General features: G+C 62.7%; 13 protein-coding genes and 1 tRNA gene. 8 read left to right on the top strand and 6 right to left on the bottom strand.

Annotated features, from left to right (window positions below):
- Positions 1–52 precede the first annotated feature (52 nt).
- Entirely contained in the window at positions 53–1381 is a 1329-nt protein-coding gene (locus FMZ75_RS12945) for a site-specific integrase (RefSeq protein ID WP_166143327.1), read from the bottom strand.
- 201 nt (positions 1382–1582) lie between these two features.
- Positions 1583–1658, bottom strand: a tRNA-Phe gene (locus FMZ75_RS12950).
- Positions 1659–2200: 542 nt separating this feature from the next.
- Between FMZ75_RS12950 and FMZ75_RS12955 the strand changes: the two genes are divergently transcribed.
- The 6 genes from FMZ75_RS12955 to FMZ75_RS12980 are packed head-to-tail and all read left to right on the top strand — an operon-like array spanning position 2201 to position 10742.
- On the top strand, positions 2201–3358 hold the full coding sequence (locus FMZ75_RS12955) for a glycosyltransferase (RefSeq protein ID WP_166143329.1): 1158 nt from the start codon (positions 2201–2203) through the stop codon (positions 3356–3358).
- Complete coding sequence (locus FMZ75_RS12960; protein WP_246728951.1) at positions 3340–5523, top strand: lipopolysaccharide biosynthesis protein; 2184 nt, start codon at positions 3340–3342, stop codon at positions 5521–5523. Before FMZ75_RS12955 ends, FMZ75_RS12960 begins: the two co-directional genes overlap by 19 nt.
- A gap of 6 nt (positions 5524–5529) precedes the next feature.
- Positions 5530–6960, top strand: coding sequence for an O-antigen ligase (locus tag FMZ75_RS12965; RefSeq protein WP_166143331.1), 1431 nt, complete (start codon positions 5530–5532; stop codon positions 6958–6960).
- Positions 6957–8531 carry a lipid II flippase MurJ gene (locus FMZ75_RS12970; protein ID WP_166143333.1) on the top strand — a complete coding sequence of 525 codons (1575 nt, stop codon included), beginning with the start codon at positions 6957–6959 and terminating at the stop codon, positions 8529–8531. The genes FMZ75_RS12965 and FMZ75_RS12970 overlap by 4 nt, the downstream gene beginning before the upstream one ends.
- Entirely contained in the window at positions 8528–9544 is a 1017-nt protein-coding gene (locus FMZ75_RS12975) for a polysaccharide deacetylase family protein (RefSeq protein WP_166143335.1), read from the top strand. The genes FMZ75_RS12970 and FMZ75_RS12975 overlap by 4 nt, the downstream gene beginning before the upstream one ends.
- Positions 9537–10742 carry a glycosyltransferase gene (locus tag FMZ75_RS12980; protein ID WP_142862130.1) on the top strand — a complete coding sequence of 402 codons (1206 nt, stop codon included), beginning with the start codon at positions 9537–9539 and terminating at the stop codon, positions 10740–10742. The genes FMZ75_RS12975 and FMZ75_RS12980 overlap by 8 nt, the downstream gene beginning before the upstream one ends.
- Here the strand turns inward: FMZ75_RS12980 and FMZ75_RS12985 are convergent.
- Complete coding sequence (locus FMZ75_RS12985) at positions 10684–11916, bottom strand: hypothetical protein (RefSeq protein WP_246728952.1); 1233 nt, start codon at positions 11914–11916, stop codon at positions 10684–10686. The two genes, FMZ75_RS12980 and FMZ75_RS12985, sit on opposite strands and share 59 nt — an antisense overlap.
- A gap of 158 nt (positions 11917–12074) precedes the next feature.
- Here FMZ75_RS12985 and FMZ75_RS12990 point away from each other — a divergent pair, with 158 nt between their 5' ends.
- Together FMZ75_RS12990 and FMZ75_RS12995 are read left to right on the top strand one after the other, a co-directional pair.
- Positions 12075–13256: a glycosyltransferase family 4 protein gene (locus FMZ75_RS12990; RefSeq protein ID WP_166143339.1), complete on the top strand. Its 1182-nt coding sequence runs from the start codon at positions 12075–12077 to the stop codon at positions 13254–13256.
- Positions 13257–13399: 143 nt separating this feature from the next.
- On the top strand, positions 13400–14527 hold the full coding sequence (locus tag FMZ75_RS12995) for an acyltransferase (RefSeq protein ID WP_246728959.1): 1128 nt from the start codon (positions 13400–13402) through the stop codon (positions 14525–14527).
- Between the two features lie 506 nt (positions 14528–15033).
- On the opposite strand, the gene FMZ75_RS13000 is transcribed toward FMZ75_RS12995, so the two are convergent.
- From FMZ75_RS13000 to FMZ75_RS13010, 3 genes are all read right to left on the bottom strand, one after another.
- Positions 15034–15534: a Rid family hydrolase gene (locus FMZ75_RS13000; RefSeq protein ID WP_166143343.1), complete on the bottom strand. Its 501-nt coding sequence runs from the start codon at positions 15532–15534 to the stop codon at positions 15034–15036.
- A gap of 26 nt (positions 15535–15560) precedes the next feature.
- Positions 15561–15854 (bottom strand): cytochrome c, encoded by a 294-nt coding sequence (locus FMZ75_RS13005; RefSeq protein ID WP_158273652.1) that lies wholly within the window; start codon positions 15852–15854, stop codon positions 15561–15563.
- A 124-nt stretch (positions 15855–15978) separates the two neighbouring features.
- Positions 15979–17604: a flavin monoamine oxidase family protein gene (locus FMZ75_RS13010; protein WP_166143345.1), complete on the bottom strand. Its 1626-nt coding sequence runs from the start codon at positions 17602–17604 to the stop codon at positions 15979–15981.
- Between the last annotated feature and the right edge of the window lie 91 nt (positions 17605–17695).

Genomic DNA, 17695 nt, shown 5'->3' on the forward strand with positions numbered 1-17695 from the left:
TCTCGTTCATCTTCGGATCCTTCCAGAGACATGGCTGTCCCTCCGAAGAATCTCACATCCGAAAATCCTTCCGAACCCAAAGAATCAATGGGGTCGCGACGGCGCTTACGATTTTCGTGCCGATCTCGTCGACCGCTTGGTGCAGAGGGGAGGCGGCGAGGTGGGCGTAGCGTGCGGTCGTGGTCGGTTGCGAATGCCCTAGAAGCGCGCCGATCATCGGCAGGCTCAGGCCGCTGGCCGCACCGACGCTCGCGAAGCTGTGCCTCAAGTCGTGCAGTCGGAGATTTTCGAGGCGGGCTGCTTTGCATATGTGCTCCCAAGGCACTCGGATAGACCGAAGCGGCTCGTCGGCGCTTTTTCCCGGGAAAAGATACAGCGATTTCGGATTCCGACTGATTTTTCCTATGGTGCTGATGGCGGCCTCGGAGAGGTAGACGGTCTTTGCTCCTGTCTTGCTGTCGGGGAGCAGGAGAAAGCGACGTTCGATGTCGACGTCGGACCACCGCAAGTTCAGCACCTCGCCGAGGCGGCAACCGGTCAACAACAGCAGTTCGATCGCCGCCACCGCGTAGGGATTTTCGGAGCGAGGTCCGAGCTTTTTTTGACCACCCCGCTTGCGTTTGGCGGGCTTCACGGCCTCTGGATCGACAATAAGGCGGCCTTCTTTGGCGGCGTTCAACGCGCGTCCCAGGCGCGCGAGCTCGTCGACCGACAGATATCGTTCGACCTTGTGCTCCGCGAAGCGCTTGGCGCCGCGGCATGGATTGGAACCGGCAGGCCGGTATTTCCAATCCTCGGCCAGCTGGAACATTTTGGAAAGGAGCGCGTGAACGCGATTGGCGACGATCTCCCCGCCGCGAACGATTCGTCGTCCTTGACGCTTCGTTTTCTCGTCCTTCGCGGTCTTGCCGGCGGCGATGTCCCGCATGACGCGAGAAATGTCCTGGCGCTCGGCGTCGGAGACCTTCAGCGCGCCGATCAGCGGCTTGATGTGATTTTGCAGGTTGCGCTTGTCTTGCGCCAAAGCCGAGGGCTTTTTGTAAAGCCCCGCATATTCCTCAAGATAACGCTCCCCCAGTGCCGCGATCGTCGGCACGGATCGCTCGTGAGAGCGGACCTGGGCCGGATTTTCTCCCGAGGCGATCAAACCACGTAGGCGACGCGCTTCGTTTCTCGCCTGCTCAGCGGTGAACTCGACGCCGTGTCGGCCGATCGTGACGCGATGGTCTCGACCGCCCTGGCTATATTGCAGGAGGTAGATGCGACCTCCCTTCGGCGTCACCTTGCAGCCAAATCCGGGAATCTCGCTGTCCCAAAGAAAGGTGTCGCGCACCGAAGGCTCGATCGCCTCGACCGTCCGCTTGGTGATCTTCTCCCGCATACCCGCTCTCCCATTCGGCCAGAAGCGCGTCAGCTGGGAGCGAAGGCTATTGCCGAGCGTCCTTTCTAGCAAGGGGACAGCAAGGAGGAGGAGGCAAGTCGGAGCGTATTCGGGCGTAGAGCCGCCGAGGGCGGCTCCGCCGGAGCGGGTCGCTAACTCGTTGATTTATCGTAGTCTAGCGTGGATTTTCGTAGGTGGGAGTGGTGCCCAGGGGCGGAATCGAACCACCGACACTGCGATTTTCAGTCGCATGCTCTACCAACTGAGCTACCTGGGCCTGGGCGCCGAGCGACGCCGAGAGCGGGCTTATAGAAACTGCCGAAGGCCTTGTCCAGACCCCTAGAACGCTTTTCTCGAACGTCCGCGCCAAATCGCGCAGCTTGGGACACGGCCCTGGCGAGGGGCGCCTCCAGGCAGGCCTGGCGATAGAATTTCGCCGCGACCCGTCTCGAAGTATCGGCGCCGGTGCAAGCCGAGAGCGACTATTTTTCAGTCGAAACCGTCGCGCGCGAGCCGCTCTTCAATACTCGGATATCGCAGAATCTTTCTAAATCGAGATGTCGGTCGTCACGCCGCTCGTGTCCATTTTCGCCACAATCGCCGAATGCGCGGGTGTTAACTAACCCTCACAAAAGCGACTTTACGGGAGCGTGAGCATAATCGTACAAATACGGAATTGAAAGCGGGAGATTTCCATCTCGCGTCCTCGCCGGACGGCGTCGCTCGTTTTTTGAAATGATAGCCGGGGCCCTACCGCGCCGAACGGACGATCCTGTTCGATCGACGCTCGCTCGAGAACAGCAAGGGAAGTTTTTTTCGATGCGCGTCGCAGTTGTGCACGACTGGCTCTATGTCGTAGGCGGCGCCGAACGCGTCCTCCGCGAGATTTTGCGCTGCTATCCGCAGGCGCATGTTTTTTCGCTCTTCGACCTTCTCACGCCGCAGGACCGCGCCGTCATCGGCATCGCTCACGAGACGACCAGCTTCTTGCAGAACGCCCCTTTCATCGCCACGCGCCATCGCTGGTATCTGCCCTTGATGCCTTTGGCGATCGAGCAGTTCGATCTCTCCTCTTACGACCTCGTCATCTCGAGCAGCTTCGCCGCCGCCAAAGGCGTGCTCACGGGGCCAGATCAGATTCATATCTCCTATATTCATTCGCCGATGCGATATGCATGGGACATGCAGCACCAATATTTGCGCGACAATGGCTATCGAAACGGGCTCAAAGGAGCCATCGCCCGCAGCCTGCTTCATTACTTGCGCATTTGGGACGCGCGAACGGCGAATGGGCCGGACGTCCTCATCGCCAATTCGCATTTCGTCGCGCGACGAATCGAGAAAGCCTATGGCCGTCGAGCGAGGGTCATTTATCCGCCGGTCTCGCTCGGCCGATGCGTCGATGCGCCACGCCAAAGCAACTTCGTCACGGCCAGTCGACTCGTGCCCTACAAAAATGTGGAGGCCATCGTGCGGGCATTCGCCGAACTGCGAGATCTTCGACTGATCGTAGCGGGCGACGGCCCCGACGCCGAGCGACTGCGCAAGATCGCGACCCCCAATGTCGCCTTCGAGGGCTTCGTGAGCGACGAGCGGCTTCGCTATCTTTTGGCCTCGGCGCGCGCATTCGTTTTCGCCGCCGAGGAGGATTTCGGGATCGTCGTGGTGGAGGCCATGTCGGAAGGCACGCCGGTTCTGGCGCTCAATCGCGGCGGCGCACGAGAGTCGGTGTCGGCGACGGCGCCTCGATCGGGGATGTTCTTCGCCAACGCCACTCCCGCGGAGATCGCAGACTGCGTCCGCAGCTTCGTCGCGCAGGAGGATCACTTCTCGAGCTCCGAATGCCGAAAGCAGGCCCAGAGATTCTCGGCCGAACGCTTTCGACGAGAGCTCGAAGACCTCGTAGACCACACGATCGAAAGTCGAGAACGCGGCGTGGAATCGAATTGGACGTCCGCATGGCCTATGACAATCTAGGCGCAGCCGTTTCAGATCTCGCGCCGAAACGCGCCGCGGGCCATGCCGCGAGCGCGCCAGAACGAAGCTTCGTCGCCGCGCTGTGGCGACGTAGGGCGATCTTCGCCGCAATTTTCACTGCGATCCTCGTCGCCGTCGTCGTCGCGCTCGTCGTGCTGCCGGTTCAATATTTGGCGACCGGCTCCGTGATCGTCGCCGAGCAAGAACCCGGCGACAACAACGCCTCCGGCGTCTGGGCTCAGAAAGCCGGCGATCCGGCGGATATGGAGAGCCAGCTTCTCGTCATCGGCTCCTCCCGCGTGATGAAAGCGGCGATCGCCGCTCCCGGCATTTTCGATCTCGCGCTGGAAGATTGCGCGGCGAACAAAGGGGTCGGCGCTCTCCTCGAAATATCGGGCCGCCCCTCGATCTGCGACAAAATAAAACGCGATCCGGACTCCATGATCGAATATGTTCAACCGCGCTATTCGATCGGCAATGTCGGACGCTCGCGCGTCATCAGCATTTCCTATCGCTCCACGCGGCCGGAGATCGCGCAGAAAATGGCCAATGCGCTGATCGTTGCTTTTCTCGACGATCAACGCGAAACTCTCTCTTCCGGGCGCCGGCGCGCCGCCGACTGGCTGTGGGCGGAGGTCCGTCGGCTGGATGGCGAATTGCGCGACGACGACGCGAAAATTCAAGAGTTCAAGCGCAAGAAGGGTCTCGCGCGCGGAACCAACGCGCTGATCGACTCCGAGCGGCTGACCAGCCTCACGCAGCAACTCTCGGCGGCAGAGACGACGCGAGCGGAAGCCGCGGCGCGTCTCGAGGAAATCTCCGCGAACAAGGGAAAGGGACTGGCCGATTCTCCCGCCGTGCTGGCCAGCCGTAGCGTTTCCGACCTCAAGCAGCAGCTCACAATGGTCGAGATACGGCTCGCTTCCGCGCGGAGCACGCTCGGAGACCTGCATCCGGCGCTGCGCGAATTGGAGCGCGAGCGCGATATGGTGCAGCGACGCTTCGCCGCCGAGGTCGCCGGCGTCGCCGCCGCCGTGAAGAGAAACTACGAAGCGGCCAATTCGCTCGTCGGCTCGTTGAAAGCGCAGGTCGCCGCGGCCAAAACCGAAGTCGGCGACGCGATGATCGACCAAGGCTCGATCGACACGCTCGTCCATGGCGTCGACATAAAGAGGCGCCAATATTCCGAACTCTACAAGCGCGCCAGCGAGCTCGACGCCGACCGCCGCGTCCTGAATGGAAGCACGCGCCTCGTCAGCATGGCTGATCTGCCCAATCTTCCCTATTTCCCCAAGCGCCTGCCGTTTCTCGCCGCCGGCTCGACGCTCGCCGCTCTGCTCGGCGCCGCGGCGGCGATCCTGCGCGACCGTTTCGACAAGAGCCTGCGCGGCTCGGCCGAGCTCGCCGCCTCGACTGGCGAAGAGCTCTGCGTCGAGCTGCCCTATCAGCACGGCGCAGAACAAGGCAAGACATTCGGCCTGCTCGCGCCGAAAAAGCAGAACCTTCCGTTGAAGCCCGCATTGAAGCTCGCCGAGCGCGACGACGCTCTGCAACGCGCGCTCTTCGACATTTATTCGAGCGCGCGCATCGGCGATGCGGAGGGATCGCGCATCGTCGCCGTGACCTCGCCCGCCCATGGCGACGGCAAGACTTTTCTCACTCTGGCCTTTGCGCGTTTCGCGGCGACGATGGGCCGTCGCGTGCTCGTCGTCGAATGCGACCGCGCCGCTCCCGCCTTCGAGACCGCGCTCGGCCTCGAAGGAGGACCCGGTCTGTTCGAGGCGTTGGATGCGACAGCGCCTCTGCGCGACTGCGTGGCGAGGACCGCGACGCGAAAGCTCGACGCTCTGCCTATCGGCGCCTCCGCCAAAGCGACGCCGCCGCAGATCGGCATGCGCATCGGGACTGTGCTGCAGGCGACGCGCGATTATGATCTCGTCCTGCTCGACTGCCCGTCCGCCGAAACATTGGACGCGCGCCTGCTGGTCCGTCACGCGGATGCGGCGCTGCTCTGCGCGCGCGCGGGACAATGTTCGGCGCAGGAAGCGCTGAGGGCGATGGAGTGGCTCACGGCTTCGGGCGGACGACTTCTCGGCCTCGCCGTCAATATGGTCGAGCGCGACGAGCCGGCCTTTCTGAAGCGCCTCCTGCGTGTAGCGGCTTGAGCGGCGATGGCGAGCCTTCCCGGCGCGACGACTGACGCTCGGCTGCATCGCGACGCCGCGCGGAATTCGCGAGATTGCCTCGTCGGCTCGGCCGCCGCGCTCGTGACATCGCTGATATTCGGCGCGCTGGGCCCGTTCATCGGCCCGCCTGCGCGCGCATTATTCGTGCCGGCTTGCGCGATGGTCGGATGGTGGAGTTGGCGGCGCGGACCGGCGGCGCATATCGGGGCCGCCCTGCTCCTCTTCCTCTTCGCGCCATTCGTCAGACGCCTCGTCGATCTCGCGCTCGGCTATGACACGAGCAGCCTCATGCTGCTGGGGCCACTCGCCTGCCTCATCGCGCCGCTGCATCATCTTCTCGAGCCTATGGCCTCGTCGGATCGGATGCGCCGGATGCGCCCTTTGTTCATGGTCATCGGCTGCGTCCTCTATGCGATGATCCTCACCTTGTTCCAAGGCGAATGGATGAGCGCCGCGCGCGATACGATAAAATGGATCGCTCCTCTGCTCTATGCCATGCTGCTCGCGGGCGCCGCGGAGAGAGACGAGATTCTCGCCGCGCTCGCCGATGTCTTCGCGATCACATTGCCGCTCGTCGGCCTCTACGGCGTCGCCCAATATGTCGATCCGCCCGCCTGGGATCGCTATTGGATGCAGAATGCGCCGATCACCTCCATCGGCCAGCCCCTGCCCTATAGCGTGCGCGTCTTCGGCACGATGAATGCGCCCGCTGGTTTCGCCACCTTCGCCGCGACAGGGCTTCTGCTCGTCTGGTTTCGCAAGCGCGACTGGCTGTCGCAGATCGCCACTGCGCCCGCCGCCCTCGCGCTCTTCCTTTCGCTCTATCGCACGGCCTGGATCTCGCTCGTCGCGGCCATACTGTTCTGCGGCCTGTTCCGCGCGACCCGCGGGCGGTCCTTCGCGATGATGCTCGGCGTCGGCGCGGCGACGATCGTCGCCCTGACATCGACGCCCTTCGGAGACCAGATCAGCGCGCGACTGGCGACATTCTCGGAAGGCAGCCACGACGGCAGCGCGCGCGAGCGGCTCGATCAATATGCGGCTTTGTGGAGCCTCTCCGACAGCTCGCTGATCGGGTCCGGCTTCACCACCGTCGATACGGGCGTCGCCGGTTCGCAGCCCGTCGACGGAATGATCATCGCGTGCTGGCAATCCATGGGGATCGTCTTCGGCCTCATCTGCCTTTTTGCGCTGGTGTGGGTCGCCGTCTCGGCGATCCTCGGCGCCATGAACGACGGCGACTCCCCCGACAGAGTCGTCCTCGGCGCATTCGGCGTTTTTTTCCTCGTGCAATTGCCGCTCGCCGGCATAGGGTCCGGCGAAGCCGGCTTTTTGTTCTGGACCTTCATGGCGCTCGCTCTCGCCTGCGGCCCCGCGACGGCCCCGCGCCCGACCGACCATCGACGGCGACAATGAGCGCGACGCAACGCCTGCGCGACGCCGCGCCCGCCGCTCCGGATTCGCCTCCAGCGCCCGCTCGAGCGGCCGCCCCCCGCAAAATGGCGGCGCTGCTGATGATGGGCGCGCTCGCCAGCAAAATTCTCGGCTTCGGGCGCGAAATCGCTATGGCGCAAGTGCTCGGCGCCTCACTGCTCGCCGACGGTTACAGGGGCGCCGTCACCGTGATCCTGCTGCCATTGTGCTTTCTGCAGAATGAAAGCGCGCCCGCCATACTCATTCCCATGCTTCAGCGGGCGCAGGCGGACGGAAGCGCCCCTCGCCTGCTCGCCTCGCTCTGCTGCGCGCTGACGCTCGCCGCCGTCGCGGCAATGCTCTGCGTGCAGGCGCTCGGCGCCTGGTGGATCGATCTGATGCTCGGCGGCTTCACGCCGGAAGGCAAAGCGCTGACGCTGAGCTATGTCGCGATCATGAGTTGGGCGATGCCGGCCTCCGTGCTGGCGAACACGCTGGCGGCGGGCGAAATCGCGCTCGGGGAGACGCGACTCTCCAATTTGCGCGCAGGGCTTTTGAATCTCTCCATGATCATCGGCCTCACCCTCTATTCCTTCACCGGCTGGTTCGGCGCGCTCGCCTGGCCTTTCACGCTGTCCTTCTATGCGCTCGGTCTATTCGGCCTGTGGTCGCGCTATCGCACGCGGACGCTGGACCCGAGCGGCGCGCGCCCTGCGGCGATCATCGCCGCGGGACGCACGTTTTTGTGGCGACTGCGGCCGCTGCTCGCGCTCCCCTTCGCCGAGCAGGGGCAGGTCTGGATCGAGCGCCTGGCGGCCTCGCGAAACGTCACCGGCGCTGTGGCCTCGCTCGATTATGCGCGCACGCTCTCCGATACGGCGACGCTGCTGATCAGCCAGCCGGTCGGCCTCGCCTATATGTCGAGCTACAGGAAGGACGAGGGCCATCATCAGATCGAAGGCATTGTCCGCCTCATCCTCGTAATCACCATCCCCGCATCCGCCTTCGCCTATGTCTTCGCATCGGATATCGTCCGGCTGGCATTCTTCCGCGGCGCCTTCTCGGAGACCGGACTGCTGCTCGCGAGCTCTGCGCTGCAGGGCGTCTCCATCGGCCTCTGGGCCTCGACGCTCGGCTGGATTCTCGTGCGGCGCCTCAACAGCGAGGGGCGCAATGCGCGGGCGACGCTGATCGTCGTCGGCGCCTATCTCGTCAATATATTCTTGAATGCGATCAGCGCCTGGCTGGCTCCGCCGCTGGCCTATGGCATGTTGCTGATCGGCCTCGGCGAAAGCGCGCGCAGCCTCACATTGCTCGTCGGAACCACATGGGCGCTGCCCAATCGCCAGCGAATTCTCGCGCTGATATGCGTGGCCGCCGCGCCCGGCGTCGCCATGTTGGCGGCCGGCTGGTCGATCGCGGCGCTGACGAGCGCTCTCGCGCCGCGGCTCGTCTCCGGCGCATTCGTCTGCGCCTGCTGCACCGCAGTGGCCGCACTCATTCTGCTGCCGGAATTGCGCCGAGCGAGCGTTTCGAAATTGCGAATATCATTCCGGCTCGGAGAGCAGCCATGAGTCTCGCATCGACTTTGACCGATGTTTTGCCGATGGAGGCGTTGCTGAGGCCGATCGGCGCGCTCTTCGATGTCGCGAAAGGCGCGCGGGGCTGTCTGTTCACCTTTCACCGCGCTGCGCCCAGCGCGCTCTGGGAGCGACTGCCCAATCGCAACTTCTATCTCGATCTCGCCTATCTCGACGCTCTGCTCGCCTATTTGAAGGCGCAGGGCTGGTCGATCGTGACCATGGACGAGGCGATCGCTCGTGCATCCGCCGATCGGCCAAGCGATCGTTTTGTGAATTTTTCCGTCGACGATTGCTACCGCGACAGTTTCGAGGAGGTCGTTCCGCTGTTCCGCAAGCACGCGGCCCCGGTGACTTTATTCGTCACCACCGGCATTCCCGACGCGACCATGCCCATGTGGCACGCCGGCCTCGAGGAGATACTGTTGCGCAAAGATCGCATCATCCACACCGGGAAAACCTCGGACATCTGCGCCGCGCTCGCCAAGCGCCGCGCCTATGCCGAGATCGAACGAAGCTGGGAAGGGCCGCGCGCTAGCGCGCTCTATCACGCCTTTTGCGCGGATAATGGCTTCGACCCGGCGGAGCTGCGCGAGAAACACGCCATTTCCTGGGATATGCTGGAGACGCTGGCTCGAGATCCGCTCGTCGAGATCGGCGCCCATACGGTCGATCATCCCCGCATTTCGGCGCTCGGCGAGACGGATGCGCTCGCCGAGCTCGTGGCCTGCCGCGAGCGGCTCTGCGCGAGGCTCGGCAGAGACATTCGCCATTTCGCCTTCCCCTTCGGCCGCGCCGCCGACGCCGGCCCGCGCGACTTCGCGCTGGCGCGGCGCGCAGGTTTCGCCTCGGCGGCCACGACGCGCAAGGGCGTGATGCGACGCCGCAGCGATGCGTTCAGCCTGCCGCGCAACACGCTGAACGGCGCAGCGCGAAGCCTCGCCATGGCGGAGCTGCATTTGACTGGACTTTCCGGCGTGATCGCGAGGATGCTCGGCCGTGTCTGATCTTTGCACTCCCCTCCCCTCTCCATTGCGCGTCGTCTCCGTCGCGCATTCCGCGGTCGGTCAAAAGGGCGGGCGGCAGCGATACGCGCCACTGCTGCGCCAGAGCGATCTCGACCTGCATCTCGTCACGCCCGAAAATTGGCGCGAATTCGGCCGCTCGCTCGTCGGCGAGCCGGCGGTCGATCCGGCGATGCAGCTGCATATTCTGCCGATCCTGTTTCCGAGCGCCGGGCCCCTGAACTGGTATCTGCATTTCTATCCGCGCCTCCCGCGCCTGCTGCGCAAAGTCGGGCCGCATGTGCTTCATCTTTGGGAAGAGCCCTGGAGCATAGTGGCGCTGCAGGCCGCGCTCACGAAACAGGACGCCGCTCTCGTTCTCGAGGTCGATCAGAACATATTGAAGTCCTTGCCGCCGCCCTTCGAGACGATCCGCCGCTTCGTGCTGAGGAAATGCGCGCATATTCTGGCGCGCAGCCAGGACGCCGAGGCTGTCGTCCGGGCCTGCGGCTATGACGGCCCGGTCACGATGATCGGCTATGGCGTAGATCAGGAGTGCTTTCGTCCCGACGGCCCGGCGGCGCCGCAGGGCGCGGGATTGCGCATCGGCTATGTCGGCCGGCTCGTCGAGGAAAAAGGCCTGGACGATGTGCTCGACGCGCTCGCGCAAACGCGATCCATGGTCAGTCTCGGCCTGATCGGCGCCGGGCCGCATGGGAGCAAATTGCGCGCCCGCGTCGAGCGACTGCGCCTCGGCGACCGCGTGAGCTTTCGCGACTGGGCGGCGCCGCAGGAGGTCGCGCAATTCATGCGCGGGCTCGACGCGCTCGTGCTGCTCACACGCACGACGCCGCATGTGCGGGAGCAGTTCGGCCGCGTCGTCATAGAGGCGCAGGCCTGCGGCGTGCCGGTGATCGGCTCGTCCTGCGGCGCGATACCCGACGTCGTCGGCGAGGGCGGATGGATCATTCCCGAGCGCGACAGCGCGGCGCTCGCGCGGCTGCTCGACACTATAGCCGCGGGAAGGGAAGATATGCCGGCAAAGTCACGCGCCGCGCTGGAGAATGTCGCCTCGCGCTTCACCTATGACGAAGTGGCGCACCGGCTGCGGCGCGCCTGGTTCGAAGCCTACCGAGGCTCCGTCACGGCTCAGGCCTCGGCAAGAAAACCATATAAGTCTCACCCTGCCGTAGAGCCGTGAAGCGATGCTCTCCTCCCGTCACCGAGACGCTTTTGCGCAGCCCATCCCAGCCCCAGAGCTCGGCGGCGACGGCCCATGGCGGCAGAACGACTGTCCATGCCGAGCCGGGCGCGTCGGTCCAGCCGTCGAGATTGTGCCAAACGAGCAGCCGCCCGTCCGGTCCGTCCAGAGTCAGCAGTCCCTTCTGCTGATCGATGGAGGTGAAATGCATCGAGCCGGCGAGCCGGATCACATTGCGCAGCACGATGGCGCGCGGCTCTGGACGCCAGGGATCGGCGGCCGCGGCCATAGCGTAGCTCGGCCCTTCGATCGTTCCCGTATCGCCGAGATTCCAGGGCATGGCGAATATTGTGGCTGGGCGCCCATTGGCGCCCGCGACGGCCATTTCGTCCCAAAAGGCGGTCAAAAACAATTTGGCCGCCGTTTCAGGACGCGCCCACCCCTCGGATTTGGAGATATTATATTCGGTCGCATAGAAATTGACGTCGCGCGTGAGACCCATCGCTTTTTTGACGCGATCGAAACAGCTCTGCGCCGAGAAGTGACGGCCTTTGGTCAGCGGAAACCAGCGAAAATTATAATAAGTGTGCAGGTCGACGCCATCGAGACGACCATCCTCCAGCAGCGTCGCGATGGCCGGGCCATAGCCGCGCAATGTGGCGTCGCCATGAGAATTGCAGGTCGCGAAACCGCCGGGAACGACCTTCAGCTCCCGATCGACGCTGTGCACGCCGTCGGCGAGGCCCTCCAGCGCCCTGCGATAAGCGTCGCGCGGAATCGTCGCCTGCACATCGGGCTCGTTGATGGCCGTGAAGACGGTGACGCCCCAACCCGTCACATGATTGGCTTTCGCCCAATCGCCGCCGGGCCTGAACCGCTTCGCATAGGCGACGCCAGCGGCGTACCAGTCCTCATAGGAGCCGATCGGCTGCGGCGGCTCGAGAAACTGATAGGAGCCCTCATATTCGAGCAATATGATCGGCGTGACGCCACGCTCATGGGCCTCGCGCATGGCAGCGTCGAAATCCGTCGGCGTCGGCTTGCGATCGAGCGTGCGCCAGCCGTAAGAATCCATCCGACCGAGCGGCGCGCCGACCCCGCGCAAGGCGGCATAAATCTGCGCCGAGGGCGCGCCATGCAGATGCGTCACCAGATTGCCGCCGCCGATACGCATCCGCAAAGGCGCGTCGAGCGACGGCCGAGGAACGCAAGTCCCGTCAGCGCAAAGCTCATCATGCTGGAGAGGCCGCTCCGCGCAAAACGCCGATGACGCGAAGAAGAACAGCGTCGGCCCGACAATTCTCGCAATCATTCGTCTCATGGACTTGACCGATGGAACCTCGCCGCACGCTGGAAATCGTTCAAGTGGTGCAAGAATTCAGCCGCGAGGGCGGCGTCGAGAATGTCGCCTTCGAGCTCGCGAAGGCCTTTTCGCGCGCCGGCGTGCGCAATAGAGTCATTGCGGCGGCGGTCGCCGAAGGCGACGATGCGGCGGCGGCGATCGAAAGAGTCGCGCCCTGGCTCTCGCACATACCGACGCGCGGCCCCCTGCGCTATGTCGGTCGCCTCATCGTCGTACCGCTGTTCACCATTGCCGCGACGCTGGCGCTCACGCGCCGCGCGCCGGCGGCGCAGATCATCGGCCATGGCGATTGCCTGCGCGGCGACGTGCTGGTCGTTCATTCGGTCAACGCGGAAAGCCTCCTGCAAAAGCGCAAGGCGGGCAAATGGAGCTGGCGGCTCAATCCGATGCATTATTGGGTCGCCATGCGCGATCGCTGGATGATCGGCGGCCTGCGCTACCGCAAATTCGTCGCCGTCTCGACCCGCGTTCGCGAAGAACTGCAATTTCATTACAAAGTTCCCGCCGAGCGCATCTGTGTGATCTACAATGGCATCGATCTCGACCGTTTCCAAGCATCGGAACACGCCCGCGCCAAAATTCGTCAGGCGTTCGCAATTCCACGCGACGCCCGGCTCCTACTCTTCGTCGGCCATGAATTCGAACGCAAGGGGCTCGCTCCTCTCGTCGAGGCCCTCGCGCTATTGGACGAGCGCTATTGGCTGACCGTGGTCGGCTCCGACAATCCCGCACGCTATAGAAAGCTCGCCGGAGCGGCGAAAGACCAGCTGGTGTTTTGCGGGGCGCGGCGCGACGTCGAAGCCTTCTACGCCGCCGCCGACGCTTTTGTGCTGCCCACCGTCTATGAGACTTTTTCGCTCGTCTGCATGGAGGCGATGGCCGCCGGCCTGCCTGTCTTCGCCACGCGCGTCGGCGGGATCGAAGATTATTTGAAAGACGGAGTGAACGGCTTCGCCATAGAGCGCGACGCCCATGACATAGCCGACAAATTGCGCGCGGCTTTCGACGACGTGGCCGACTTTGCGGCGCTACGCGCCGGCGCCCGCGCCACCGCCGAGGCTTTCGGCTGGGACGCCGTCGCGGCGAAATATCTCGATTTTCTGGATGAAATGCGGAAAGCTGGCCCCGAGCCGCGCGCTCGAAAGCGATAGCGTCGCGAAACCGCTTGCGCCAGGACGCCGAGCCGATGAGAGACGACAAATCCCCCGGCTTCTCGCCTCGCTATAGCCCAATTGCGCTTGGTAAATCAATCGACGCAAGCTAGACCTTATGGAGCAAGGGGCAGGCAGTGGTTATGCTGAAGTGGTCTAGGTTGCAGCCGCTCGTGGCGACATCGGGTGAGATGCTACACCTCGACACGCTTCGCTTCCTCGCTGCTCTCGGGATCGTATTCCACCACTCCAAGGAATTCATGCTTTCGCCCGCAGCAACCGAGCGATCAGAGGGGCTTGCTCTATTTGTCGACATGTTCTTCATCATATCTGGATACGTTATATCCTACGTCTACTTCGACCGTATCGACGATCTACAGAGCTACGGCCGATTTTTGAAAAAACGCATCGCAAGACTATTCCCGCTCCATCTTCTGACGCTCTTTCTTTCCGCGGCCCTTTATGCAGGATTCGCCGCGCTGCAACTGCCGAGCCGACATACGCCGTCCTTCAGCCCGCTGTGCATCGCCGACACAGCCATTTTGCTCCATTCCTTTATCCATTGCGGAAACGATCATTATTTCAACGGTGTAAGCTGGTCGATCAGCGTCGAAATGATCATGTATATCGGCTTCCCGATCGCGATTATCCTCGCCCGCAACGTGAAACACAGAGACGTCTTTTTTATCGTGACGATTTGCGCGGCGATCGTGCTCGGTCTCGTCCATCGATATGGCGTCGACCTCAGTATTCACGACTGGACGAATAATTTGCATCCGCTTCTCCGCGGCTTATTCGGTTTCGGCGTCGGCGTGGCACTCTTGCGCCTCCGTCATCGTATAAAAAGGCTCACGCTCCACATCTTCATCCTATCGGCCGGCTTTCTGGCGATTGTCGCGGCCATGCTCGCAGGCCAATCTCCCATGTTGATTCTGGCGCTGATCATCTTCGTCGTGACGGGAGCGGTCGCACGCGACAATTATGCGACCGCAATTCCGATCGTGATGCGGATCGCCCCACTCGGGCAGCTCACATATTCGATCTATATGTGGCACTGGCTTTTTATACTTGTTTTTATCAATATCGTCGGCGATAAACTGATGAAAGGGAGCGGCGTCGTAATCGCTGTTCTTAGCCTGATCTGTTACTCCTGCATTTTTATTACGAGCCTCCTCTCGTTTCAACTCTTCGAATCCCCTATGCGGCGCGCGATAGATAATTTGTCGATCTTCGGCAAACGCGACACGCCCAAATCGACCGTTATGAATTGACCGCACACCAACCTCGCGCGCTCGCCCACCCATCCCGAAACCGAAACGACGCCATTTGGGCGCGTCACCACGGATCGACCGCCCACCCCCACCGCGAAGACATCGCGGTCCGAAGCGCGCCTTGCGGCAAATGCTCGACGGCAGGTAATCGCCAACAACGCCTCCGAGCGGCGAGAAGTGCGATTATCGCCAGGCAAACCGCCGTTGCTCGTAGCGGCATCAGCTGTACTCTGCGCGCGCCGATCAAAGGCCGCCGGCCCCATGTTGCCATTCCCCCGAAAGCAAAAGGCCCGCCGGAGAGGCGGGCCGAGTGCAAGTCGAGTTGATTGTGCGGGGACCCACAACACCCGATTCTTGCGATTGGTGGAGGGCGTGGTCCCTCAACAATCTATCTGGAAGACGCGGCGTGATCGAACGAGCGTTCATGCTCCGTCCGAGGTAGCGTATAAAAAATCACAAACCTTGAGATGATCTCGATAGCGATCGACTGCTGCGTGGCCACAACGTTACCGGCGCGCGGCGATGACTTCGATCTCAACGAGAAATTCCGGGCTGGCGAGCCCCGCGACCTCGACGACCGTTCGCGCCGGCAGAGCCGGCTGCTCGGCGGTTCCGAAGAACTGCTTGTAGGCAGCGTTGAAGCCATTGAAATCGAGCTTGCCGCCGGTCGCTGGGTCTCCGACGAGATAGGCTCGAAGGAATACGACATCGGCCAGCGTCAAATGCAACGCTTCGAGAGATTGACGAATACGCTCCAGCGTGAATTTTGCTTGGGCTTGCGTACCTATCAGCGGCGGCGCCGTCTTGCCGTCTTTATCGGGAAATGAGAAAGGCACAGCACCGCTCAGGAACACCAGCGCCTTGCCGGCCGGGACCTCGACGCCGAGCGAGATTGGCGCGATGGGCGTCGGCAGAGGATAGCGGACGATCTCCTCCGTGCGCGCCGCGACGCCGCCGAATGTCGCCACGACTGTCCCGATGGAAAGAATTCGCAACGCCTTCGTCATGTCGTCCTCCGAATGAAGGCTGCGCGTCAATGACGCGCACGCCGCACGTCCGCTTCCATTATAATCGGCGAAAATGCATTTCCGAACGCTGCGCCGCGCGCATAGTTCAGAACCGCAGCAATCTGAGCATCATCCAGCAGTTCTTTGAACGGCGGCATCGCACCCTTTCCAGAGAGGACGATGTCGATCGCATAGGCTCCATGCTCGAGCTTCGTGCTGCCCGCCAGCGAAGGATAGCGGCCGGCGCCGATCGCTCCTTCGCCGTGAGGCAGATGGCAACCGGCGCAGACGACCGCATATATCTCGTCCCCGCGCCGCATCGTCTCAAAAGACGCCTCGGGAAGAAGAATGTAGAGGCCTCGGCTCGCCGCTCGTGGAGCGTTCACAGAAGGAGCGAGTGTGAAAATCCCTGCCGCGAAGCTGACGACGAGCGCGGAAAAAATTCTAATGCTTCGCTGCGACATGCTCGGATTTCTCCAAAATGCGCTTGTGCAGACGAGTGACGGCATCGAGCGCAGAAAGCGCCGCCCCCTCCTGCCACGCCGGCAGCAGCGAAACATGTTCACCCGCCAGCACAAGCCTACCATCTATCTCCGCGACATTCCGGTAATGCTCGGCGCGCGCCGCATCGCTCCAAAGGCCCGCGCAGCCGAGCGCGAAGGGCGCGCGATGCCAAGCGACGGCCACGCCGTTCTCAAATTCGCTCGGATATTGCGGATGAATCCGAGCGCCCAGAGCCACCGCGCGCCGCACCCGCTCGGCCGCCGGAACCGAAGTATATTCCAACGCCGGCGAACCGAAGACATAGGCGCCGAGCAGCACGCCCTTGCCGCGCCGCAGAAATTCCGAATTCGGATAGCCGATCTGATGTATCGGCAGATCGGTCGTTGTAACGCCGCCGAAGATGAAATCATCCTCTTCCCAAAATCGGCGCTTGAATTGGAGGCCGATCTTGACCGCCGCGCCGTATGGCACCGCCGCGACCCCGGCCTTCAAGGCGTCGCTCGCATCGAAATCGATTTGGCTCAGGATCGACAAGGGAATCGTGCAGACGACCCAATCAGCTGCGACCTCACGGATATCACCACGCTCGCGCAAATCCTCATAAGCCACACGCGCGCCATGCTCGTTTTGACGAATGGCGACGACCTTGGCGTCGAAACGAACAATATCCCCGAGTTCGCGATAAATTGCTTTCGAGATCTGGTCCATTCCACCCACCGGCTGGAGCAAAGTCGTCTGAAACAGCTGAAGCGATCCTGGCAGCAGACACTGCCAGAGGCCAGGGCGCAAAATATCCTCCAGCGATAACGGCTTCGAAACTATCGGGAACGGATCGATCCCACCGCCGAGCGGCTTGTCGAAGCCGCGCCGCATGCTCGCCGCGAAGCTCGCCGAGTAACGAAGCTCTTCGTCGAGCGCGCCCCAATTACGCAACGCCTCGACCAATATTTCCTTGTCTTCCTTGTCAATCGCTTCGTCGAGCTTGGATTGGCCTAAGCTCTTGGCCAGAAGTTCGGCAACATAACCTTGAAAATCCGCCGCTACCTCGCGATAGCGAACTGGCCGCCCGCCAAGCGCTTTCGAACTGTGGACGAAAGCATTGTGGTTGACCTGGACAAAGGGCTCGAGGGCGACTCCGAACCTCCGACAATAATCGAGGATCGCATAATGATGATGGGGAATGCGCCAAGGCCCCGGATTGAAATAGAGCCCTTCGTCGAAGTCGACTTTCTGCGTCTCGCCGCCTAGCTCCGTATAGATATCACCGCCACGTAGCGTCCAACTCCTGCCGCCGACGCGAGAATTATATTCCAGCACCTCTACCTGATAGCCCGCCCTCCGAAGCTCATAGGCCGAGATGAGCCCTGCCAGCCCGGCGCCGAGCACGAGCACGCGTACGCCCTTCGGCGCGCCAGAGAGATCAGGCTCGGCGCGATAATTCGACTGCCCGGCAAGTCCGAGGCTGGACATCGCCATGGTCATGACGGCTGGCCCGGCTGTGGATCCGATCAGAGCAAGCAGTTCACGACGCGACAAGCTACCCATTTCCGACATGACGCCCCACATTCGATATTCTGCCTCGGCAAGCGCTCGCGATTTCGAACAAGATACGTGCAGACAATTCTTAGACCCGATCGAGTTCCACGCCCTCGCCGTC

The organism is Methylosinus sp. RM1, from assembly GCF_011378635.1.
GTDB lineage: Bacteria > Pseudomonadota > Alphaproteobacteria > Rhizobiales > Beijerinckiaceae > Methylosinus > Methylosinus sporium.

What these genes read in the sequence shown, in the direction of transcription:
- FMZ75_RS12985 (WP_246728952.1), bottom strand. Translation starts at nt 11,916, where the DNA reads ATGCGTATCGGCGGCGGCAATCTGGTGACGCATCTGCATGGCGCGCCC.
- FMZ75_RS12995 (WP_246728959.1), top strand. Translation starts at nt 13,400, where the DNA reads ATGCTGAAGTGGTCTAGGTTGCAGCCGCTCGTGGCGACATCGGGTGAG.
- FMZ75_RS12960 (WP_246728951.1), top strand. Translation starts at nt 3,340, where the DNA reads ATGGCCTATGACAATCTAGGCGCAGCCGTTTCAGATCTCGCGCCGAAA.
- FMZ75_RS12955 (WP_166143329.1), top strand. Translation starts at nt 2,201, where the DNA reads ATGCGCGTCGCAGTTGTGCACGACTGGCTCTATGTCGTAGGCGGCGCC.
- FMZ75_RS13010 (WP_166143345.1), bottom strand. Translation starts at nt 17,604, where the DNA reads ATGTGGGGCGTCATGTCGGAAATGGGTAGCTTGTCGCGTCGTGAACTG.
- FMZ75_RS13005 (WP_158273652.1), bottom strand. Translation starts at nt 15,854, where the DNA reads ATGCGGCGCGGGGACGAGATATATGCGGTCGTCTGCGCCGGTTGCCAT.
- FMZ75_RS12975 (WP_166143335.1), top strand. Translation starts at nt 8,528, where the DNA reads ATGAGTCTCGCATCGACTTTGACCGATGTTTTGCCGATGGAGGCGTTG.
- FMZ75_RS12945 (WP_166143327.1), bottom strand. Translation starts at nt 1,381, where the DNA reads ATGCGGGAGAAGATCACCAAGCGGACGGTCGAGGCGATCGAGCCTTCG.
- FMZ75_RS12990 (WP_166143339.1), top strand. Translation starts at nt 12,075, where the DNA reads ATGGAACCTCGCCGCACGCTGGAAATCGTTCAAGTGGTGCAAGAATTC.
- FMZ75_RS12965 (WP_166143331.1), top strand. Translation starts at nt 5,530, where the DNA reads ATGGCGAGCCTTCCCGGCGCGACGACTGACGCTCGGCTGCATCGCGAC.
- FMZ75_RS12970 (WP_166143333.1), top strand. Translation starts at nt 6,957, where the DNA reads ATGAGCGCGACGCAACGCCTGCGCGACGCCGCGCCCGCCGCTCCGGAT.
- FMZ75_RS13000 (WP_166143343.1), bottom strand. Translation starts at nt 15,534, where the DNA reads ATGACGAAGGCGTTGCGAATTCTTTCCATCGGGACAGTCGTGGCGACA.